The organism is Streptomyces sp. NPDC096205 (assembly GCF_044763135.1).
Lineage (GTDB): Bacteria > Actinomycetota > Actinomycetes > Streptomycetales > Streptomycetaceae > Streptomyces.
In genome coordinates this window covers 244,180-261,267 of sequence record NZ_JBIWFS010000002.1, presented here as the reverse complement: position 1 = coordinate 261,267, position 17,088 = coordinate 244,180, and the positions used below count along the sequence as shown (strand labels likewise).

Genomic DNA, 17,088 nt, shown 5'->3' with positions numbered 1-17,088 from the left:
GAGGCCGAGATGCGCCGCACGTCCGGACTGGTCCTGCTCGCCCTCGCCGTGTTCTTCGCGGCCCTGGCCCCCCTGCTGCGCTGGTACGCCTTCCCCCGCCTCGCCAAGGTCCCGCCGAACCAGTACCAGGACATGGTCCTGGAGGCGAAGAACGCCACCCTCCTCGACTACGGCACCATGAAGGCCCGCAAAGTCCCCCAGGTCACCATCGTCCAGACCCTCAAGGGCAACGTGGAGGCCTCCGAGCGGATCGAGCGGACAGCGGGCCGCGACGTCGTCGTCTGGGACACCCTCTCCTATGTACAAGGCCCCGACGGCCGGATGGTCTCGCGCATCCCCGAGCGCTACATCTTCGACGCCCACACCCAGGAACCCGTCCACGCCACCGGAGAGACGGTCGACGGCGACTCGGTCAGACGCGAGGGCATCGAGTTCAAATGGCCGTTCCTGACCGAAAAGCGAAACTACGCCTACTTCGATGCCCAAACGCGTACTTCGGCACCCATCCACTACAAAGGCACTCGCACCTTCCGGGGCCTGGAGGTCTACTACTTCGAACAGACCGTCCCCTGGACGCGCGTGAACTTCCCCAAGGTCATGCCCGTCGACGGCATCACCCCGGAGTCCGTCGCCTCCACCGGCACCACTCGCTGGTACACCACCGTGCGCCGATTCTGGGTCGAACCCGTCACCGGCGCCCCTGTCTACGGCGAGGAGATCCACAAGGAGGAGTTGCGCGGCGGCACCCTGCTCGGCGGCCGCGACAAGGTGACCGCCTTCGCCGGGCACGTGAAGATGCGCGAGGACTACATCGAGCACACCGTCGACCTGGTCAAGTCCAACCGCACCCTGGTCCTGCTGCTCACCGCCTACCTGCCCTGGAGCTTCCTGGCCCTCGGCGTCCTGCTGCTGGCCCTCGCCCTCTGGCTGGAGGCCCGCGGCAGGCGCCCGGCCGGCCCGGAGCTGCCGGTCAGCGCCTGAGCGCGGCGTTGGTGCGCCGGGTCGGCTCCGCGGTCGCCGGGTCTTCGGGCCAGGGATGCTTCGGATAACGGCCGCGCAGCTCGGCCCGCACCGCCTTGTAACCGTCCCGCCAGAAGGACGCGAGGTCCGCCGTCACGGCCGCCGGCCGCCCCGCGGGGGACAACAGGTGCACCAGAACCGGGACCCCGGCGAGCGCCGGCGACTCGTGCAGCCCGAACATCTCCTGCAGCTTCACCGCCAGCACCGGCCGCTCGGGGTCCTGGTAGTCGATCCGGATTCTGGACCCACTCGGTACGGTGATCCGCTCCGGCGCCAGCTCGTCCAGGCGCGCGGCGTCCCCGGACGCCCAGGGCAGCAGTCGGCCGAGCGCCTCACCGGCGTCGAGCCGCGCGAGGTCCGACCGCCGGCGGGCCCGGCTCAGTTCCGGCTCCAGCCACTCGTCCACGCGCGCGTGCAGCGCGGCATCGGAGACGTCTGGCCAGGGCTCGCCCAGGTGCAGCCGCAGGAACGCCAGCCGCTGCCGCAGCACCTCGGCGTCGGGGGACCAGCGCAGCAGCCCGAACCCCTCCTGACGCAGCCCGTTCAGCAGGGCTTCGCGTACGAGGCCGGGGTCGGCGTCCCGCAGGGTGCGCGCCGCGCACTCGATCGCCCCGAGCCGCTCCACGCGGCGCGCGACGACGTCCCCGTCGGCCCAGTGCACCTCCTCGGCCTCGCGGTACAGCGGCGCCGCAGCCGCCCTGGCCGTGTCCTCGGCCACCACCGCGGCCAGCTGCACACGCGCGTGCCCCTTGCCGACCGGCCGATCGGCGACCGCGACCGCGAGCCAGGGGGCTCCGCGCAGGGGCGACCCGTCGGGCAGCTCGGCGCGGGTTCCTGACGCCATGAGGTACGAGCCGCCGTCCAGCTTGGCGACCCGCTCGGGAAAGGCGAGCGCGGCGACGTGCCCGGCGATCCGATCGTCACCGGCGCGGAAACCGCCCCCGAGGCCGGCCTTGCCGGAGCGACTGTCGGCCACCTCTCCGGGGCGACCACCGGCCATCTCTCGGGGGCGACCACCGGCCACCTCTCGGGGGCGACCACCGGCCATCTCTCGGGGGCGACCACCGGCCACCTCTCGGGGGCGACCACCGGCCACCTCTCCGGGGCGACCACTGGCCACCGCGCTGGACACGCCGTCGGAAACCTCCCCGGCGACAGCCCGCAGCCGGCGAACCTCGCGCCGCCACCTGTCCGCGTACGCGTCGCCCCCACGCCGAGCGGCCCGCCACGCGGCAGCCAGGTCGTCGCCGTACTCGCGCGGGGCCTCCGCGGACAGCAGCGCCACTACCTCGGCGCCCGCACCGGCGGTGTCCAGCAGTGCCCGCCCCAACCTGGGATGAAGGCCCAGCCGTGCCAGGCGCAGCCCTCGCTCGGTGGCACGGCCCGCCGGGTCCACCGCTCCCATCGCCGTCAGAGCAGCCCGCGCCGCCGCCATCGCGCCCGCCGGCGGCGGGTCGAGCAGCGCCAGCCCCGATGCCTCCGGATCGCCCCAGCACGCCGCCTGAAGGGCGAACGCCGTCAGGTCGGCCACCTTGATCTCGGGGGAGGGGAACCGCGGCAGCCGCGCCTCCTCGGCCTCCGCCCAGCAGCGGTACACCGCACCCGGCGCCTCGCGCCCGGCACGCCCCGCCCGCTGCCGCGCGGCCGCCTGCGAGGCCCGTACCGTCGTCAGCGCGCTCAACCCGCGCGCGTGATCCACCCGCGGTTCGCGCGCAAGGCCCGCATCCACGACCACCCGCACTCCGGGCACCGTCAGCGACGACTCCGCCACCGCCGTGGCCAGCACCACCCGGCGCCGCGCACCGGGCGCGAGCACCGCGTCCTGCACGGCCGCCGGAGCCCGACCGTGCACCTGGAGCACCTCCACATCCCCCAGAGCGCCGAGCTGCCCCGCCACGCGCGCGATCTCGCCCACCCCCGGCAGGAAACACAGCACGTCCCCGTCCCGCTCGGCCAGCGCGCGCCGCACCACCGACGCCACATGCGCCAGCAGGGCGGGGTCGACCCGCATCCCGTGCGGCGGCCGTACCGCACGCGCGGGCGGCGCCCAGACCACCTGCACCGGATGGGAGACGCCCTGGGCCTCCACCACCGGCGCATCACCCAGCAGCTGCGCCCAGCCCTCGGCGTCCGTCGTCGCCGACGCCGCCACGAGACGCAGCTCGGGCCGCAGCGTCTCGCGCACGTCCCACAGGAACGCCGCCACCGTGTCCGCGTCGAGATGCCGCTCGTGGCACTCGTCGAGCACCACCACGTCCACGCCCGCCAGCTCCTGGTCACGCTGGAGCCGCTGCAGCAGCACACCGGTCGTGACGACCTCCACGCGCGTGTGCCGCCCCACGACCCGTTCGCCGCGCACGGTGTAGCCGATGCTCTCGCCAGGCCTCTCGCCCAGCAGCCACGCCATGCGCCGGGCCGCCGCGCGGGCCGCGATCCGCCGCGGCTCTGCCACGACCACCTGCCGCGCGGGGCCCTCCCCGAGCAGCCCCGCCAGCACCAGCGGCACCAGCGTCGTCTTGCCGGTGCCGGGCGGGGCCACCAGCACAGCGGTGCCGTGGCCCTCCAGGGCGTCGTGCAGACCGGGCAGGGCGCTGCGTACGGGCAGCGCGTCCAGGGCGTCGTAGCGGATCACGCCCACAGTGTCGTACGAGAGGCTCGTAGGAGCACGAACGGATGGTCGAACAGTGTCGTACGTGCGCGAACGATCAGCTCCCTCCGCGCGCGGCCCCGTACGCGCGGGCGCGATCAATCTCGTACGCGGGTGAGAGCGATCAGTCCCGTACGCACACGAAGATCGCCGTGCCCGGGATCAGGTTCCCGCGCAGGGGCGACCAGCCGCCCCACTCCGACGAGTTCCACGCCGGCCACTCCGGCTCCACCAGGTCCACCAGGCGGAGGTCGGCCGCGACGATGTCCCGCACGCGGTCGCCGATCGTCCTGTGGTGCTCGACGTAGACCGCGCGACCGTCCTCGTCCTGCTCGACGTACGGCGTGCGGTCGAAGTAGGAGGAGGAGATGCTCAGGCCCTCGGGGCCGGGTTCGTCCGGGAACGCCCAGCGGATGGGGTGGGTCACCGAGAAGACGAGACGGCCGCCGGGGCGCAGTACGCGATGGACCTCGCGCAGCACCTGGACGGGGTCGGCGACGAAGGGCAGCGCGCCGTAGGCCGAGCACGCGAGGTCGAAGGAGGCGTCCGCGAAGGGCAGGGCGCCGGCGTCGGCGCACACCAGAGGGAACGTTCCGCCGATGCGCAGCGCGTGCTGGAGCTGGCGGTGGGACAGGTCCAGGGCGACCGGGCGGGCACCCTGTGCGGCCAGCCAGCGCGCGCACTGGGCCGCGCCGGCGCCGATCTCCAGGACGTCCTTGCCCTTCAGCTCCTCCGCCGGGCCCAGCAGCTCGGCCTCCACCTCGTCGAGGCCCTCGGGGCCCCACACGAAGCGGTCGTCGCCGAGGAACGTGCCGTGCTCGACCTGGTACTCGTCGGCGTTGCGGTCCCACCAGCCGCGGTTGGCGCGGGTGCTCTCCGCCGCTCCGGCCTCGCGCCGGGTGGCCTCCGGTTCGGCTGCGGACTCGGAAGAAACGGGCTCTTGGATGATCGGCTCCCTCGTCGTACTCTTCCGTCCAGCCCGTCCCGGTGGCGTCACAAGAGGGGCGCTCCGGACCCTGCGTGGCCTCAGAAGACTGAATTTGTGCCGGGTATGCGGTGTTCTACCCCGGGTGTGCGCCTTCGCGCATTGACCCTGCCCGGCTGCCCCCGTATGCTACAAGTTGCGCTGCGGGCCTGCGCACCTCAGACGTAGCAGGCTGCGCTCGCATCTGTTGTATGTCCCCTCGGTTGTCGAGGCGCACTACCTGTTTTTGCAGGTGGGGCGCTTCCTTGGCTGTCCGGCTTCTGCAGAGCGAAACGGGCTCCCGGCGTAAGCAGTACCTACGACTTCAATGTCCGTACCGGAGCCCTTTCCCACATGACGAGCAGCACCGAGACCACCGCCACCACCCCGCAGGTAGCGGTCAACGACATCGGTAACGAGGAAGCTTTCCTCGCCGCGATCGACGAGACGATCAAGTACTTCAACGACGGCGACATCGTCGACGGCGTCATCGTGAAGGTCGACCGGGACGAGGTCCTGCTCGACATCGGTTACAAGACCGAAGGCGTTATCCCGAGCCGCGAGCTCTCGATCAAGCACGACGTCGACCCCAACGAGGTCGTCGCCGTCGGTGACGAGATCGAGGCCCTGGTCCTCCAGAAGGAGGACAAGGAAGGCCGCCTGATCCTCTCGAAGAAGCGCGCCCAGTACGAGCGTGCCTGGGGCACCATCGAGAAGATCAAGGAAGAGGACGGGATCGTCACCGGTACCGTCATCGAGGTCGTCAAGGGTGGTCTCATCCTCGACATCGGCCTCCGTGGCTTCCTCCCGGCCTCCCTCGTCGAGATGCGCCGCGTTCGCGACCTCCAGCCCTACGTGGGCAAGGAGCTCGAGGCCAAGATCATCGAGCTGGACAAGAACCGCAACAACGTGGTCCTGTCCCGCCGTGCCTGGCTGGAGCAGACCCAGTCCGAGGTCCGCCAGACGTTCCTCACGACCCTCCAGAAGGGTCAGGTCCGTTCCGGTGTGGTCTCCTCGATCGTCAACTTCGGTGCCTTCGTGGACCTGGGTGGCGTCGACGGTCTGGTCCACGTCTCCGAGCTCTCCTGGAAGCACATCGACCACCCCTCCGAGGTCGTCGAGGTCGGCCAGGAGGTCACGGTCGAGGTCCTCGATGTCGACATGGACCGCGAGCGCGTCTCCCTGTCGCTGAAGGCGACCCAGGAAGACCCGTGGCAGCAGTTCGCCCGCACCCACCAGATCGGCCAGGTCGTGCCCGGTAAGGTCACGAAGCTGGTTCCGTTCGGTGCGTTCGTCCGCGTGGACGAGGGCATCGAGGGTCTGGTCCACATCTCCGAGCTGGCCGAGCGCCACGTGGAGATCCCGGAGCAGGTCGTCCAGGTCAACGACGAGATCTTCGTCAAGGTCATCGACATCGACCTCGAGCGCCGCCGCATCAGCCTCTCGCTGAAGCAGGCCAACGAGTCCTTCGGTGCCGACCCGGCCTCGGTCGAGTTCGACCCGACCCTGTACGGCATGGCCGCGTCCTACGACGACCAGGGCAACTACATCTACCCCGAGGGCTTCGACCCCGAGACCAACGACTGGCTCGAGGGCTACGAGAAGCAGCGCGAGGAGTGGGAGCGCCAGTACGCCGAGGCGCAGTCCCGCTTCGAGCAGCACCAGCAGCAGGTCATCAAGTCCCGCGAGGCCGACGCCGCTGCTGCGGCCGAGGGCGGCGAGGCTGCGGCTCCGGCCGCGACCGGTGGCTCGTACTCCTCCGAGGGTGGCGACACCTCCGGCGCCCTGGCGTCGGACGAGGCGCTGGCTGCCCTGCGCGAGAAGCTGGCGGGCGGCCAGAGCTGAACGCTCACCGCTGAGGCTTAACAGCTGAACTGAGGGGCCGTATCTTTCGAGGTGCGGCCCCTTGGTCGTTCCCGCGTTCTGTGATCGTTCGTCCGCGGATTGTTCGTGGCTCGTGGCGCAGTTCCCCGCGCCCCTATAGGGGCGCTGTTTTTGATCTCGGGAATGAGTACAGGTTGTGCCTCGTTGTTCACTGTGAACACGAGGAGGAGCGGTCACTGTGCTTGATCCGCAGAGTCTGTACACATGGGAGCCGAAGGGCCTGGCTGTCGTCGACATGGCGCTCGCCCAGGAGTCCGCCGGCCTTGTCATGCTCTACCACTTCGACGGATACATCGACGCGGGCGAGACCGGCGACCAGATCGTCGACCGGCTCCTCGACTCGCTGCCCCACCAGGTCGTGGCGCGCTTCGATCACGACCGGCTCGTGGACTACCGGGCCCGCCGCCCGCTGCTGACCTTCCGACGCGACCGCTGGACCGACTACGAGGAGCCCACGCTCGCCGTGTACCTGGTCCAGGACGCCACCGGAGCCCCGTTCCTGGTGCTGTCCGGACCCGAGCCGGATGTGGAGTGGGAGCGCTTCGCCGTCGCCGTCGAGCAGATCGTGGAGCGGCTCGGCGTCCGTCTCGCCGTCAATTTCCACGGCATCCCCATGGGCGTCCCGCACACACGCCCCGTCGGGCTCACCCCGCACGGCAACCGCACCGACCTGATCCCCGGCCATCAAAGCCCCTTCGACGAGGCCCAGGTGCCCGGCAGCGCCGAGTCGCTGGTCGAGTACCGCCTCATGGAGGCCGGCCACGACGTCCTCGGCGTCGCTGCCCACGTCCCCCACTACATCGCCCGCTCCGCCTACCCGGACGCCGCCCTGACCGTCCTGGAGGCCATCACGGGCGCCACCGGACTGGTCCTGCCGGGCATCGCGCACGCGCTGCGCACGGACGCGCAGCGCACCCAGACCGAGATCGACCGGCAGATCCGGGAGGGCGACGAGGAGCTCACCTCGCTCGTCCAGGGGCTGGAGCACCAGTACGACGCCGTCGCGGGAGCCGAGACCCGGGGCAACATGCTCGCCGAGCCGGTGGACATCCCGTCGGCGGACGAGATCGGGCGCGAGTTCGAGAAGTTCTTGGCGGAGCGGGAGGGCGACCTCTGAGGCCGGCCGGCCTGCCTTGGCCGGGGTTTGTGGCAGCTGAGGCCGGGCTGCCTCGGACTGGGTCTGTCGCAACTGAGCCCCGCCTCCCTCGACCCGGGCCTGTCGCAGCTGCCCCCGGCCTCGCTCGACCTGAGCCTGTCGCAGCTGACCCCGGCCGGTCCTGGCGGGGCGGCTGTCAGAGGCAGGGCCTAAGCTTCCGCTCATGCTGACAGTGGGCCTGACCGGCGGCATCGGTGCCGGCAAGAGCGAGGTGTCTCGGCTGCTCGTGGAGTGCGGAGCCGTACTGATCGACGCGGACCGCATCGCGCGTGAGATCGTCGAGCCCGGGACGCCTGGCCTCGCCGCCGTCGTCGAGGCGTTCGGCGACGAGGTGCTCGCCGAGGACGGCAGCCTGGACCGGCCCAAGCTGGGCTCGATCGTCTTCAGCGACCCGGAGAAGCTGACCCTGCTCAACTCCCTCGTCCACCCGCTGGTCGGCGCCCGCTCGCGCGAGCTGGAGGAAGCCGCCCCCGCGGACGCCGTCGTCGTCCATGACGTGCCACTGCTCACGGAGAACGGCCTGGCGTCGCTGTACGACCTCGTCATCGTCGTGGACGCCCCATCGGAGACCCAGCTCGACCGGCTCGTGCGGCTGCGCGGCATGACCGAGGAGGACGCCCGCGCACGTATGGCCGCCCAGGCCACCCGGGAAGAGCGCCGGAAGATCGCCGACATCGTCATCGACAACGACGTGCCGCTTCCGGAACTCCGTCGCCGGGTACACGAAGTGTGGGAGGACCTCGCGGAGCGGGCCCGCGACCGTGCCGGTCTTTCCTGAGACGCTCAGACGGGTGCCGTCGCGGCGAGGGGCGGAGGGACGGCGGGGAATAGCGCTGTCCGCCGTGGGCGTTGGAACGCTGCAGCGTGGGAAGGACTGTGCCGTGCCCGAGACCAGCGGTTCGACCGGACGTACTCCGGAGACGCATGTCATCGACTTCCGTGCCGCTGAGCAACTGCTCGCCGCACGGGATCCGCGCGGCGCGGTGAAGCTGCTGGACGGGGTCATCGCCGCCCATCCGGAGAACACCGCCGCCCGGCTGCTGCGCGCGCGTGCCTTCTTCGCGGCGGCGCAACTGCGGCCCGCCGAGCTGGAGTTCACCATCGTCCTGGAACGCGAGCCGGACAACGCCTTCGCCCACTTCGCGCTCGCCCGCACCTATGAGCGCCAGGGCCGCCCCGACCAGGCCAAGCGCCACTTCCGCCTCGCGGCCGCGCTCGACCCGAACCCGCAGTACCTCAAGGCGGCGCGCTTCGACTCGTGACGGGCGGTTCACGGACCGTCGGCGGGCTCATGGACGACGGCTGCTCGCGGATGGTCGGCTGGCGCGGACCGTCGGTTCGGCTGCTTACTGAGCGCCGGCGGCTCGCGGTCCGTCGCTCGGTCACAGCCCGTCGGCCGGTCAAGGTCCGCAGGCCACTAGCGGAGTGCCGCCCGCGCCCGGAGCGCCGTCCGTTCACGCACCGCTGGCTGCTCACGCACCGTCGGTCGGTCAGGGCCCGCGGTTCTCCGGCGGCCGGTACGGCGGGACATCGGGGCCCGGCTGATAGTGCGGGCCCTGCCGGATGTGCCGGAGCACGATGCTCAGGTCGATCGTGGCCACCAGCCACAGCACGCCGCAGGCGATCGCCCAGCCGATCCGGCCGACCAGCGCGAACGCGGCCGTCCCGAAGATCGCCCAGACGATACCCCAGATGCTCAGCCAGAAGCGCGCCCGCAGTGCACTGCGCGCGGTCACCGGCTCACTGCCCGTACGCATGGCTGTCACCGCTCCTGCTTGAAACGTACTCCGGCGCCGGATGTTCTCCAAGAGGCGGCCGAGCCGGTCCGGCGGGCCGCACCGAACCATCGAACGGTTGCCTCGCCGGAGCGCTCCTACACGAAGGAGTGAACGATGCCGGGGTGGGAACGGCCGTGTCGGCGTGGGCCGTTGGACGGGCATGAGGCTGGAAATGCGAGCGGGATACGACGGTACGGGACCGGGTGCGATCACTCCCGACGGCTGTGCGGTGGAGCTCTACTCCCGGCTCCCGATCGGGGACGAGCCGGACATCATCGCCGGGGCCGTCCCGGCAGGGGCGCACATCCTGGAGCTGGGCTGCGGGGTGGGCCGCATGACGCATCCCCTGCTGGAACGGGGCTTCACGGTCACCGCGGTGGACGAGTCGCCGGAGATGCTGGCCCGCGTCCGCGGGGCACGCACGATATGCGGCTCCATCGAGGATCTGGACCTTGGCGAGACGTTCGACGTGGTGATGCTCGCCTCGTTCCTGGTCCATGCCGGGGACATCGAGGTGCGGCGCGGCCTGCTGCGCACCTGCGCACGGCATCTCGCGGAGGGCGGGCACGCGCTCATCCAGCGGGAGGGGGCGGACTACCACACGAACGTGCCGCGCGAGCGGGTCGACCCCAGCGGCTTCACCGTGCGGATCGTGTCGTCCGAACCGGCCGGCGAGGGAGTCGAATCGGTCCGCGCCGAGTACGAGTTCCCGGACGCCGTCTGGACACAGACCTTCCTGTCGCGGCCGTTGGCCAAGGAGCAGTTCGAGGAGGCGCTGGGGGAGGCGGGCCTGAGAGTGGATAAGTACCTGACGGAGGACGGGATATGGGTGAGGGCGGTTCGGGGCGTGGAAGAGGTGGAGGAGATGGGGGAGGAGCGGCGGCCGTAGGGCCACGAGCAGGTACGAGCAGGGGCAGCAGTCGGCCCAGTTGTGCGGGCCTCTACCAGTCCTTCTCCGGCACAGGAGTGCATGACGCCACGGCCGCCGAGGGGCGACTCGGCCGACCTACATGATGAGACGGACCGACTCGTCGAGCGCATCCTCGGGCTCGGTTCGGTGAGAACGTTCGCTGAGGAGCGATGAGTTCGGGCAGACGTGAGGGTCCATCCCTGTGACCGCAGAACGGACCACTGCACACAGGAGAACCCCATGTCCGAGACCACCGCAGCCGTAACCAGCACGAGCGCCGCCACCGGCACGAGCACCGGCACGAGGACCGTCACCGGCACGAGCGTCGGCACCAGCACCAGCGTCAACGCCGCCGCCGCGGCTGCCGGGGCACACAGCCGCTGGGCCCGTATCACCCTCCGGGGCCTGCAGATCGTGCTTGCGCTGTTCTTCGGGATCGCGAGCGCGCTGCCCAAGCTGATCGGTCACTCGAGCGCTGCCGAGGTCTTCGATGAGATCGGGTGGGGCAGTGTGGGGATGTACAGCATCGGGGCGCTGGAACTGGCCGGTGCCGTGGCGCTGTTGGTGCCGGTGCTCCAGTCGGTGGCGGCGGTGGCGCTGAGCGGGCTGATGGTGGGGGCGTTCGTCTTCCAGATGACGGTCTTCGACGGGGAGAACGCGGCGACCCCGCTGATCCTCATCGTGCCGCTCGCTCTGATCGCCTGGGCGCGGCGGGGTCACAACGCGGACCTGCTGCGGCTGGTCCGACGCGAGGCGTGAGGGGGGACCTTCCGAAGGTCCCGCTCACTCCTCCTCGGACGGAAGCGAGGGGCGACGCTCCTGCGGGGACCGGCCTCCCGGGAGGAAGCCGAGGCCCCCGAGGCCGCGGAGGCGTTCCAGTTCGCGGCGGTCGCGCTTGGTGGGGCGGCCTGCTCCGCGGTCGCGGAGGCCTGCCGGGGCGACGGCCTCGCGGGGCGGCGGGGGCGGGCTGTTGTCGACGTAGCACTGGACGGCGACCGGGGCGCCGACCCGCTTGCGGATCAGGCGCTTGACGATGACGACCCGCTCCCGGCCCTCGTGCAGGACCCGGACCTCGTCGCCGATGCGGACGGAGTGCGAGGGCTTGACCCGCTCGCCGTTCACGCGGACGTGGCCACCCTTGCAGGCCGTGGCGCCGACGGACCTGGTCTTGACCAGCCGTACGGACCAGATCCAGCTGTCGACGCGCACGCTCTCACCGTTCGGCGGCCCGGCCGCCTCGGCCGCGGCCACAGCGGCGGCGACCTTCGGGTCGGCGATCTTCGGGTCGGTGACCGTCCGGTCGGCCGTCTGCGGGCCGGGCTGGGTGGCGGCGCCGTCGTCGGCGGCGGCACCGGGGCGCTGCGTCTCGTCCGCGTCCTGGGAAGCCATGGCATCGACCTTAACTCCCTCACCCGCCCTACCGTGGAGAGATGGACCCAGCCGCCCGCCCCACCGGCCCCAGCGAGCCGGAAGCCCTCACCGACCCGACCGACCCCAGCCAACCCCCGAACGCCCCGGACGCCCTCCCCTCCGACTCCCTCCCCTCGGCCTCACTCACCACGGAACCCCTCCCCCCGGACCTCGTCGACGTGCCCGCTCTCGATCGCCGCATCGCAGGGTGCCGGGCCTGTCCGCGGCTGGTGGAGTGGCGGGAGGAGGTGGCGCGGACCAAGCGGGCGGCGTTCGTGGAGTGGACGTACTGGGGACGGCCGGTGCCGGGGTTCGGGCCGGGGGACGCGGGGCTGCTGGTGGTGGGGCTGGCTCCGGCGGCGCATGGGGGGAATCGGACGGGGCGGATGTTCACAGGGGACCGGTCGGGGGACGTGCTGTACCAGGCGTTGTACGACGTGGGGCTGGCCTCGCAGCCGACGTCGGTGGCGGTCGGCGACGGGCTGGAGCTGTACGGGGTGCGGGTGACGGCGCCGGTTCACTGTGCGCCGCCGGCGAACCGGCCCACGCCCGGGGAGCGGGACATGTGCAGGCCCTGGCTGGTGCGGGAGCTGCGGTTGCTCAGGCCGACGCTGCGGGCGGTGGTGGTGCTGGGGGCGTTCGGCTGGCAGGCGGCGCTGCCGGCGTTGGCGGAGGCGGGCTGGACGGTGCCGCGGCCGCGGCCGGCGTTCGGCCACGGGGCGCGGGTGAGTCTGCGGGACGGGAAGGGAGGTGAGGGTCTGGAGCTGTTCGGCTGCTTCCATGTCAGTCAGCGCAACACCTTCACCGGCCGACTGACGCCCGAGATGCTGCGGGAGGTGCTGGGCGCGGCGGCCGGGGCGGCGGGGCTGCGGCCGAAGGAGAACGGGAGCCGCGGGAAATGAGGTGACACGCCTTCGGGCGGGTGCTTGCGTTGCCCGGATGGGCCTCTACCCGGAGATCGAACCGTACGACAGCGGCATGCTCGACGTCGGGGACGGCAATCGCGTGTACTGGGAGACCTGCGGAAACCCGCAGGGGTAGCCGGCGCTGGTGCTGCACGGCGGTCCCGGTTCGGGGTCTCGCCGCATCTGCGGCGGTACTTCGACCCGGCGGCGTACCGGATCGTGCTGCTGGACCAGCGGGGGGCGGGGCGTTCGACGCCGTCGGCGAGTGCGTACGGAACCGACATGGGCGTGAACACGACGGCGCATGTCATGGCCGATCTGGAGCTGCTGCGGCGGCATCTGGGGATCGGCCGGTGGCTGGTGTGGGGCGCGTCCTGGGGGTCGGTGCAACCTCCTCGGGATCGTCTGGCGGCTGCATCACGCCTGGCCCGGCAGCGAGTTGTTCGTGGTGGACGAGGCGGGGCACAACCCGGGCGCGCCGGGAGTGGCTGATCTGCTGGTCGCCGCCACGGACAAGTACGGCCGACGGTAGACCCGGCGGTACACCGAGCGGTACACCGACGGGTAGTCCTAGAGCGCGTTCTCGCCGAACAGGTGCCGTACGGTCGAGCGGTAGTTGGCGCGGACATGGCCCAGGGCGTGGGTGCGGGCGCGGTCCGGGTCGCCGGAGGCGATGGCGTCGTACAGCTCGCGGTGTTCGGTGAGGAGCTGGGGCCATTCCTCGTTGCGCCGGGTGAGCCAGCGCAGGCGGCCGTCGACGGGTTCCATGACGGAGATCAGCAGGCTGTTGCCCGCGGTGGCCAGGATGCGGTCGTGGAAGCGGGTGTTGACGTCGGTGATGGTCTCGGCGTCGTCGGCGCGGGTGGCGGTGGCCGCGCGGTCGAGCAGTTCGGCGAGTTCGGCGAGGTCGTCCGGGGTGGCCCGGATGGCGGCGAGTCCGGCGGCGTAGACCTCCAGGGCCTCGCGCAGTTCGAAGAGTTCCTTGACGTCGGCCGGGGTGAGACGGCGTACGACGGTGCGGCGCGGGGTCTCGAAGTGGACGAAGCCCTCGGCGACCAGGGCGCGGATGGCCTCGCGGACGGGGACGCGGGAGACCCCGAAGCGTTCGGCCAGCTCGCGTTCGACGAGCCGGTCTCCGGGGCGCAGCCGGCCCGCGATGATCTCCTGCCGCAGGGCGGCAAGGACGCGCTCGCGCACCGCGCCGAGGGGTTCGATCTTTGTCATGGGCCCATCTTCGCCGACCCCAGGGGTGTTTTACGGAGGGTTAACCGCAAGGACATCGGTCCGAACGCTTGACGGCGGCACCATGTCGGCAGTTTGGTATACCAAACGGCGCGCGCAGCTCCCTCCGTCCCCTCGTTCCGGGAGGCCCCGTGTCCCTCGCCGACCGTGCCGAAGTCGCCGGCACCGCCGCCTTCGTCCCCGATCCCCGCCTCACCAACGAAGACCTCGCACCCGCGAAGCAGCGCAACTGGAAGGTCTTCGACCTCTTCGCGATGTGGATGTCCGACGTCCACAACCTCGGCAACTACACGTTCGCCGCGGGCCTGTTGTTCCTCGGTATGAACGTCTGGCAGATCTTCACGTCGCTGCTGATCGGTTTCGTGATCATCTATGTCGGAATGAACATGATGGGTCGTATCGGTCAGCGCACCGGCGTGCCCTTCCCGGTCGTCAGCCGGATCAGCTTCGGTGTCTGGGGCGCCAACATCCCGGCGCTGATCAGGGCCGTCATCGCCATCATGTGGTACGGCATCCAGACCTACCTCGCCTCCGTCGCGGTCAATGTGATGCTGCTGGCGGCCTGGCCGGGGCTGGAGTCCTGGACGCGTAGTTCGTTCCTCGGGCTCGACGCGCTCGGCTGGGTGTCCTTCGTCGCCCTCTGGCTGATCCAGGCGGCGATCATCAGCCGGGGCATGGAGTCGGTCCGCAAGTTCCAGGACTTCTGCGGCCCGGCGATCTGGCTGGTGATGATCGCGCTGGCGGTGTGGATCCTCGCCAAGGCCGACTGGACCATCTCCCTGACGTCCACCCCGCACCCGGTCTCCACCGGCGAGCAGTGGCGCCAGTGGTTCGGCGCGGTCGGCCTGGTGCTCGCCACCTACGGCACGCTGATGCTCAACTTCTGCGACTTCTCCCGCTTCTCGCCGGACTACCGGACGGTGCGGCGCGGCAACTTCTGGGGCCTGCCGGTCAACTCCACGGCGTTCGTGATCGTTTCGGTGATCGTCACCGCAGGTGCGTACGAAGTGTTCGGCAAGGAGATCACCGATCCCGCTTTCCTGGTCGCGGAGATCGGCAGCACCTGGGTGCTGGTCGTGGGCGCGCTGACGTTCGCCATCGCCACGATGGGCGTCAACATCGTCGCCAACTTCGTCTCACCGGCGTACGACCTGGCCAACGTCTGGCCGCAGAAGATCACCTTCAAGGTCGGCGGCATGATCAGCACGGTCGCCGCGCTGGTGGTCACGCCCTGGAACCTCTTCTCCAACCCCACCGTCGTCAACTACTTCCTCGGCGGACTCGGCGCCTTCCTCGGCCCACTCTTCGGCGTGATCATGGTCGACTACTACTGGGTCAGGCGCGGCCGGGTGGACGTACAGAAGCTGTTCAGCGCCGAGCCCGGATCGCCGTACTACTACCGCAAGGGCGTCAACCCCAAGGCGCTGTGGGCGTTCCTGCCCTCGGCGGCGGTCGCCGCGGTGCTGGCGCTGGTGAAGGCCTTCTCCGATGTGGCGCCCTACTCCTGGTTCATCGGCACGGCGCTGGCGGCGGGCCTGTACGCGCTGCTGTGCCGGGCCGAGCGGACGGCCGCCGGGGCGGAGGGCTGAGCGGCGTGCGGATCGTCGTCACCAACTGCAACACCACGCGGGAGATGACCGAGGAGATCGTACGAGGTGCCCGGGCCGCCGCCGGGCCGGGCACCACCGTCACCGGGCTCACCCCCGCCTGGGGACCCGAGTCGGCGGAGGGCTGGCTCGACAGCTACCTGTCCGCCGCCGCCGTACTCGACACGCTGCGGTCGTACGACGGTCCGCCCTACGACGCCGTCGTCATGGCCGGCTTCGGTGAGCACGGGCGGGAGGGCGTGCGGGAGCTGGTCGACGTGCCGGTCGTCGACATCACGGAGGCCGCCGCCCACCTCGCCTGCCTCCTCGGACGGCGCTACGGCGTCGTCACCACCCTCGACCGCTCCCGCGGCCAGATCGAGGACAGCCTGGAGACGGCGGGTGTCGGCCGCAACTGCGCCGCCGTCGTCGCCACCGGCCTCGGCGTGCTCGACCTCGACGACGCCGAACGCACCCGGGCGGCCTTCCTGGCCGCGGCCGAACGGGCCCGGGAGGCCGGCGCCGAGGTGCTCGTGCTGGGCTGCGCGGGCATGACGGGCCTGCAGCGGGAGGTGAGCGACAAGCTGGGCCTGCCGGTCGTCGACGGGGTGGCCGCGGCCGTCCGTCTCGCCGAGTCGCTGGTGGCCCTCGGCCTCAACACCAGCCGCGCGGGCGGCTATGCGCGGCCGCTGCCGAAGCGGCGCACCTGGGGAAGGCCCCTCAGCTGAACGGCCGCCACTCGTACCGTACGTCCGGCTCGCGTTCCTCGTTGCCGCTGCCGTCGGTGTGCTCCACGGCGCGGAACCCATGGCGCTCGTAGAAGCGGTGTGCGGGCTCGTTGACCTGGAAGGTCCACAGGCTCAGCCCCCGCGGGGCGCGCTCCTTGGCGAGCGCGACGAACCGGTCGCCGATGCCGCGGCCCCGCCAGTCGGGGTGGAGGTACAGCTGTGAGATCTCCTCGTCGGCAAGGACCATCAGCCCCACCACGGCCCCGTCCGCCTCCGCCACCCAGGTCTCCCGCCCGGGCACCACGACGTCACGGATGTACGCGCGTACGGCGTCGTCGGTGTGGGGGCGGACGACCGTCGGCAGGGCGGCGTCGTACGAGCGCAGATACACCTCGGCCACCGCCTCCGCGTCGGCGGCGACCGCCCGGCGCAAGGTGACCTCCGGATGCTCGGGGACGACGGCCGTGGCCGTGATCTCCACCAACTGTCCGGTGTAGCCGAGGCAGTTCACACCGAGCAGCGTCGAGGAGTGCGGCCCGGTGCTCAGTCCGGACGCCTCGACGACGTCCCACACGGCCGACAGCACGGCGGTCTCGCTGCTGACGACGTACACGTCGGTAGAGAGGACCTGCGCGAAGTCGCTGCCGACGGCCCGCAGTTGCTCCCCGAGGTTGGCGATCACCTGCTCCGCCTGCCGGACCGGGTCGCCTTCCCCGACGAGCTTCCCGTCGGCGTCGAGCGGCACCGAACCGGCGAGGAAGGCGAGCCGGGTGCCGGCCTCGACCACGGAGGCGTGGGAGTAGCGGGGCGGTGGGAACAGGCCGGGGACGGTGACGCGCTGGATCACAAGGGCTCCTG

The 17,088-nt window shown here is 71.2% G+C and carries 17 protein-coding genes and 2 pseudogenes; 12 read left to right on the top strand and 7 right to left on the bottom strand.

From position 1 onward, the window contains the following. The first annotated feature begins 9 nt into the window (after positions 1-9). Positions 10-981 carry a DUF3068 domain-containing protein gene (locus tag ACIQ6Y_RS07610; RefSeq protein ID WP_404034185.1) on the top strand — a complete coding sequence of 324 codons (972 nt, stop codon included), beginning with the start codon at positions 10-12 and terminating at the stop codon, positions 979-981. On the opposite strand, the gene ACIQ6Y_RS07605 is transcribed toward ACIQ6Y_RS07610, so the two are convergent. Both ACIQ6Y_RS07605 and ACIQ6Y_RS07600 read right to left on the bottom strand, forming a co-directional pair. Then, positions 971-3,652 (bottom strand): ATP-dependent RNA helicase, encoded by a 2,682-nt coding sequence (locus ACIQ6Y_RS07605; protein ID WP_404034183.1) that lies wholly within the window; start codon positions 3,650-3,652, stop codon positions 971-973. The two genes, ACIQ6Y_RS07610 and ACIQ6Y_RS07605, sit on opposite strands and share 11 nt — an antisense overlap. Positions 3,653-3,791: 139 nt before the next feature. Continuing rightward, positions 3,792-4,664 (bottom strand): class I SAM-dependent methyltransferase, encoded by an 873-nt coding sequence (locus ACIQ6Y_RS07600; RefSeq protein WP_404034181.1) that lies wholly within the window; start codon positions 4,662-4,664, stop codon positions 3,792-3,794. Positions 4,665-4,985: 321 nt separating this feature from the next. Between ACIQ6Y_RS07600 and rpsA the strand changes: the two genes are divergently transcribed. From rpsA to ACIQ6Y_RS07580, 4 genes are all read left to right on the top strand, one after another. Further along, the gene (gene rpsA, locus ACIQ6Y_RS07595; RefSeq protein WP_399639853.1) at positions 4,986-6,476 is read left to right on the top strand and encodes a 30S ribosomal protein S1; all 1,491 of its coding nucleotides are present in this window, start codon (positions 4,986-4,988) and stop codon (positions 6,474-6,476) included. Between the two features lie 217 nt (positions 6,477-6,693). Continuing rightward, the gene (locus ACIQ6Y_RS07590) at positions 6,694-7,632 is read left to right on the top strand and encodes a PAC2 family protein (RefSeq protein ID WP_404034179.1); all 939 of its coding nucleotides are present in this window, start codon (positions 6,694-6,696) and stop codon (positions 7,630-7,632) included. 202 nt (positions 7,633-7,834) lie between these two features. Beyond that, positions 7,835-8,449 carry a dephospho-CoA kinase gene (gene coaE / locus ACIQ6Y_RS07585; protein ID WP_404034177.1) on the top strand — a complete coding sequence of 205 codons (615 nt, stop codon included), beginning with the start codon at positions 7,835-7,837 and terminating at the stop codon, positions 8,447-8,449. A gap of 103 nt (positions 8,450-8,552) precedes the next feature. Next, positions 8,553-8,933: a tetratricopeptide repeat protein gene (locus ACIQ6Y_RS07580; RefSeq protein WP_404034175.1), complete on the top strand. Its 381-nt coding sequence runs from the start codon at positions 8,553-8,555 to the stop codon at positions 8,931-8,933. 228 nt (positions 8,934-9,161) lie between these two features. Here ACIQ6Y_RS07580 and ACIQ6Y_RS07575 read toward each other — a convergent pair whose 3' ends face one another. Next, positions 9,162-9,428, bottom strand: a complete 267-nt coding sequence (locus tag ACIQ6Y_RS07575; protein ID WP_404034173.1) for a DUF6343 family protein — start codon at positions 9,426-9,428, stop codon at positions 9,162-9,164. A gap of 193 nt (positions 9,429-9,621) precedes the next feature. On the opposite strand from ACIQ6Y_RS07575, the gene ACIQ6Y_RS07570 reads away from it, so the two are divergent. Further along, positions 9,622-10,338, top strand: a complete 717-nt coding sequence (locus ACIQ6Y_RS07570; RefSeq protein WP_404034171.1) for a class I SAM-dependent methyltransferase — start codon at positions 9,622-9,624, stop codon at positions 10,336-10,338. Between the two features lie 261 nt (positions 10,339-10,599). After that, a complete protein-coding gene (locus ACIQ6Y_RS07565; RefSeq protein WP_404034169.1) occupies positions 10,600-11,118 on the top strand; it encodes a DoxX family protein in 519 nt (172 codons plus the stop codon). 24 nt (positions 11,119-11,142) lie between these two features. Here ACIQ6Y_RS07565 and ACIQ6Y_RS07560 read toward each other — a convergent pair whose 3' ends face one another. Then, a complete protein-coding gene (locus ACIQ6Y_RS07560) occupies positions 11,143-11,748 on the bottom strand; it encodes an RNA-binding S4 domain-containing protein (RefSeq protein ID WP_404034167.1) in 606 nt (201 codons plus the stop codon). 41 nt (positions 11,749-11,789) lie between these two features. Here ACIQ6Y_RS07560 and ACIQ6Y_RS07555 point away from each other — a divergent pair, with 41 nt between their 5' ends. The 3 genes and pseudogenes from ACIQ6Y_RS07555 (at position 11,790) to ACIQ6Y_RS07545 (ending at position 13,206) form a co-directional block, all read left to right on the top strand. Continuing rightward, the gene (locus ACIQ6Y_RS07555) at positions 11,790-12,671 is read left to right on the top strand and encodes a uracil-DNA glycosylase (protein ID WP_404034165.1); all 882 of its coding nucleotides are present in this window, start codon (positions 11,790-11,792) and stop codon (positions 12,669-12,671) included. Positions 12,672-12,708: 37 nt separating this feature from the next. Then, positions 12,709-13,061 (top strand): annotated as a pseudogene (locus ACIQ6Y_RS07550) (alpha/beta fold hydrolase); the annotation flags it as partial. Next, on the top strand, positions 12,979-13,206 hold the full coding sequence (locus ACIQ6Y_RS07545; protein WP_404036421.1) for a hypothetical protein: 228 nt from the start codon (positions 12,979-12,981) through the stop codon (positions 13,204-13,206). The pseudogene ACIQ6Y_RS07550 and the gene ACIQ6Y_RS07545, both read left to right, overlap by 83 nt. A 38-nt stretch (positions 13,207-13,244) precedes the next feature. Here the strand turns inward: ACIQ6Y_RS07545 and ACIQ6Y_RS07540 are convergent, their stop codons facing one another. Further along, positions 13,245-13,898, bottom strand: coding sequence for a GntR family transcriptional regulator (locus ACIQ6Y_RS07540; RefSeq protein ID WP_404034163.1), 654 nt, complete (start codon positions 13,896-13,898; stop codon positions 13,245-13,247). 149 nt (positions 13,899-14,047) lie between these two features. Here ACIQ6Y_RS07540 and ACIQ6Y_RS07535 point away from each other — a divergent pair, with 149 nt between their 5' ends. Continuing rightward, positions 14,048-15,505 carry an NCS1 family nucleobase:cation symporter-1 gene (locus tag ACIQ6Y_RS07535; protein WP_404034161.1) on the top strand — a complete coding sequence of 486 codons (1,458 nt, stop codon included), beginning with the start codon at positions 14,048-14,050 and terminating at the stop codon, positions 15,503-15,505. Positions 15,506-15,510: 5 nt separating this feature from the next. Then, entirely contained in the window at positions 15,511-16,230 is a 720-nt protein-coding gene (locus ACIQ6Y_RS07530; protein WP_404034159.1) for an aspartate/glutamate racemase family protein, read from the top strand. Here the strand turns inward: ACIQ6Y_RS07530 and ACIQ6Y_RS07525 are convergent. Beyond that, positions 16,223-16,705: a GNAT family N-acetyltransferase gene (locus ACIQ6Y_RS07525; RefSeq protein WP_404036328.1), complete on the bottom strand. Its 483-nt coding sequence runs from the start codon at positions 16,703-16,705 to the stop codon at positions 16,223-16,225. The two genes, ACIQ6Y_RS07530 and ACIQ6Y_RS07525, sit on opposite strands and share 8 nt — an antisense overlap. After that, positions 16,679-17,077, bottom strand: a pseudogene (locus ACIQ6Y_RS07520) (RidA family protein); the annotation flags it as partial. The gene ACIQ6Y_RS07525 and the pseudogene ACIQ6Y_RS07520, both read right to left, overlap by 27 nt. Between the last annotated feature and the right edge of the window lie 11 nt (positions 17,078-17,088).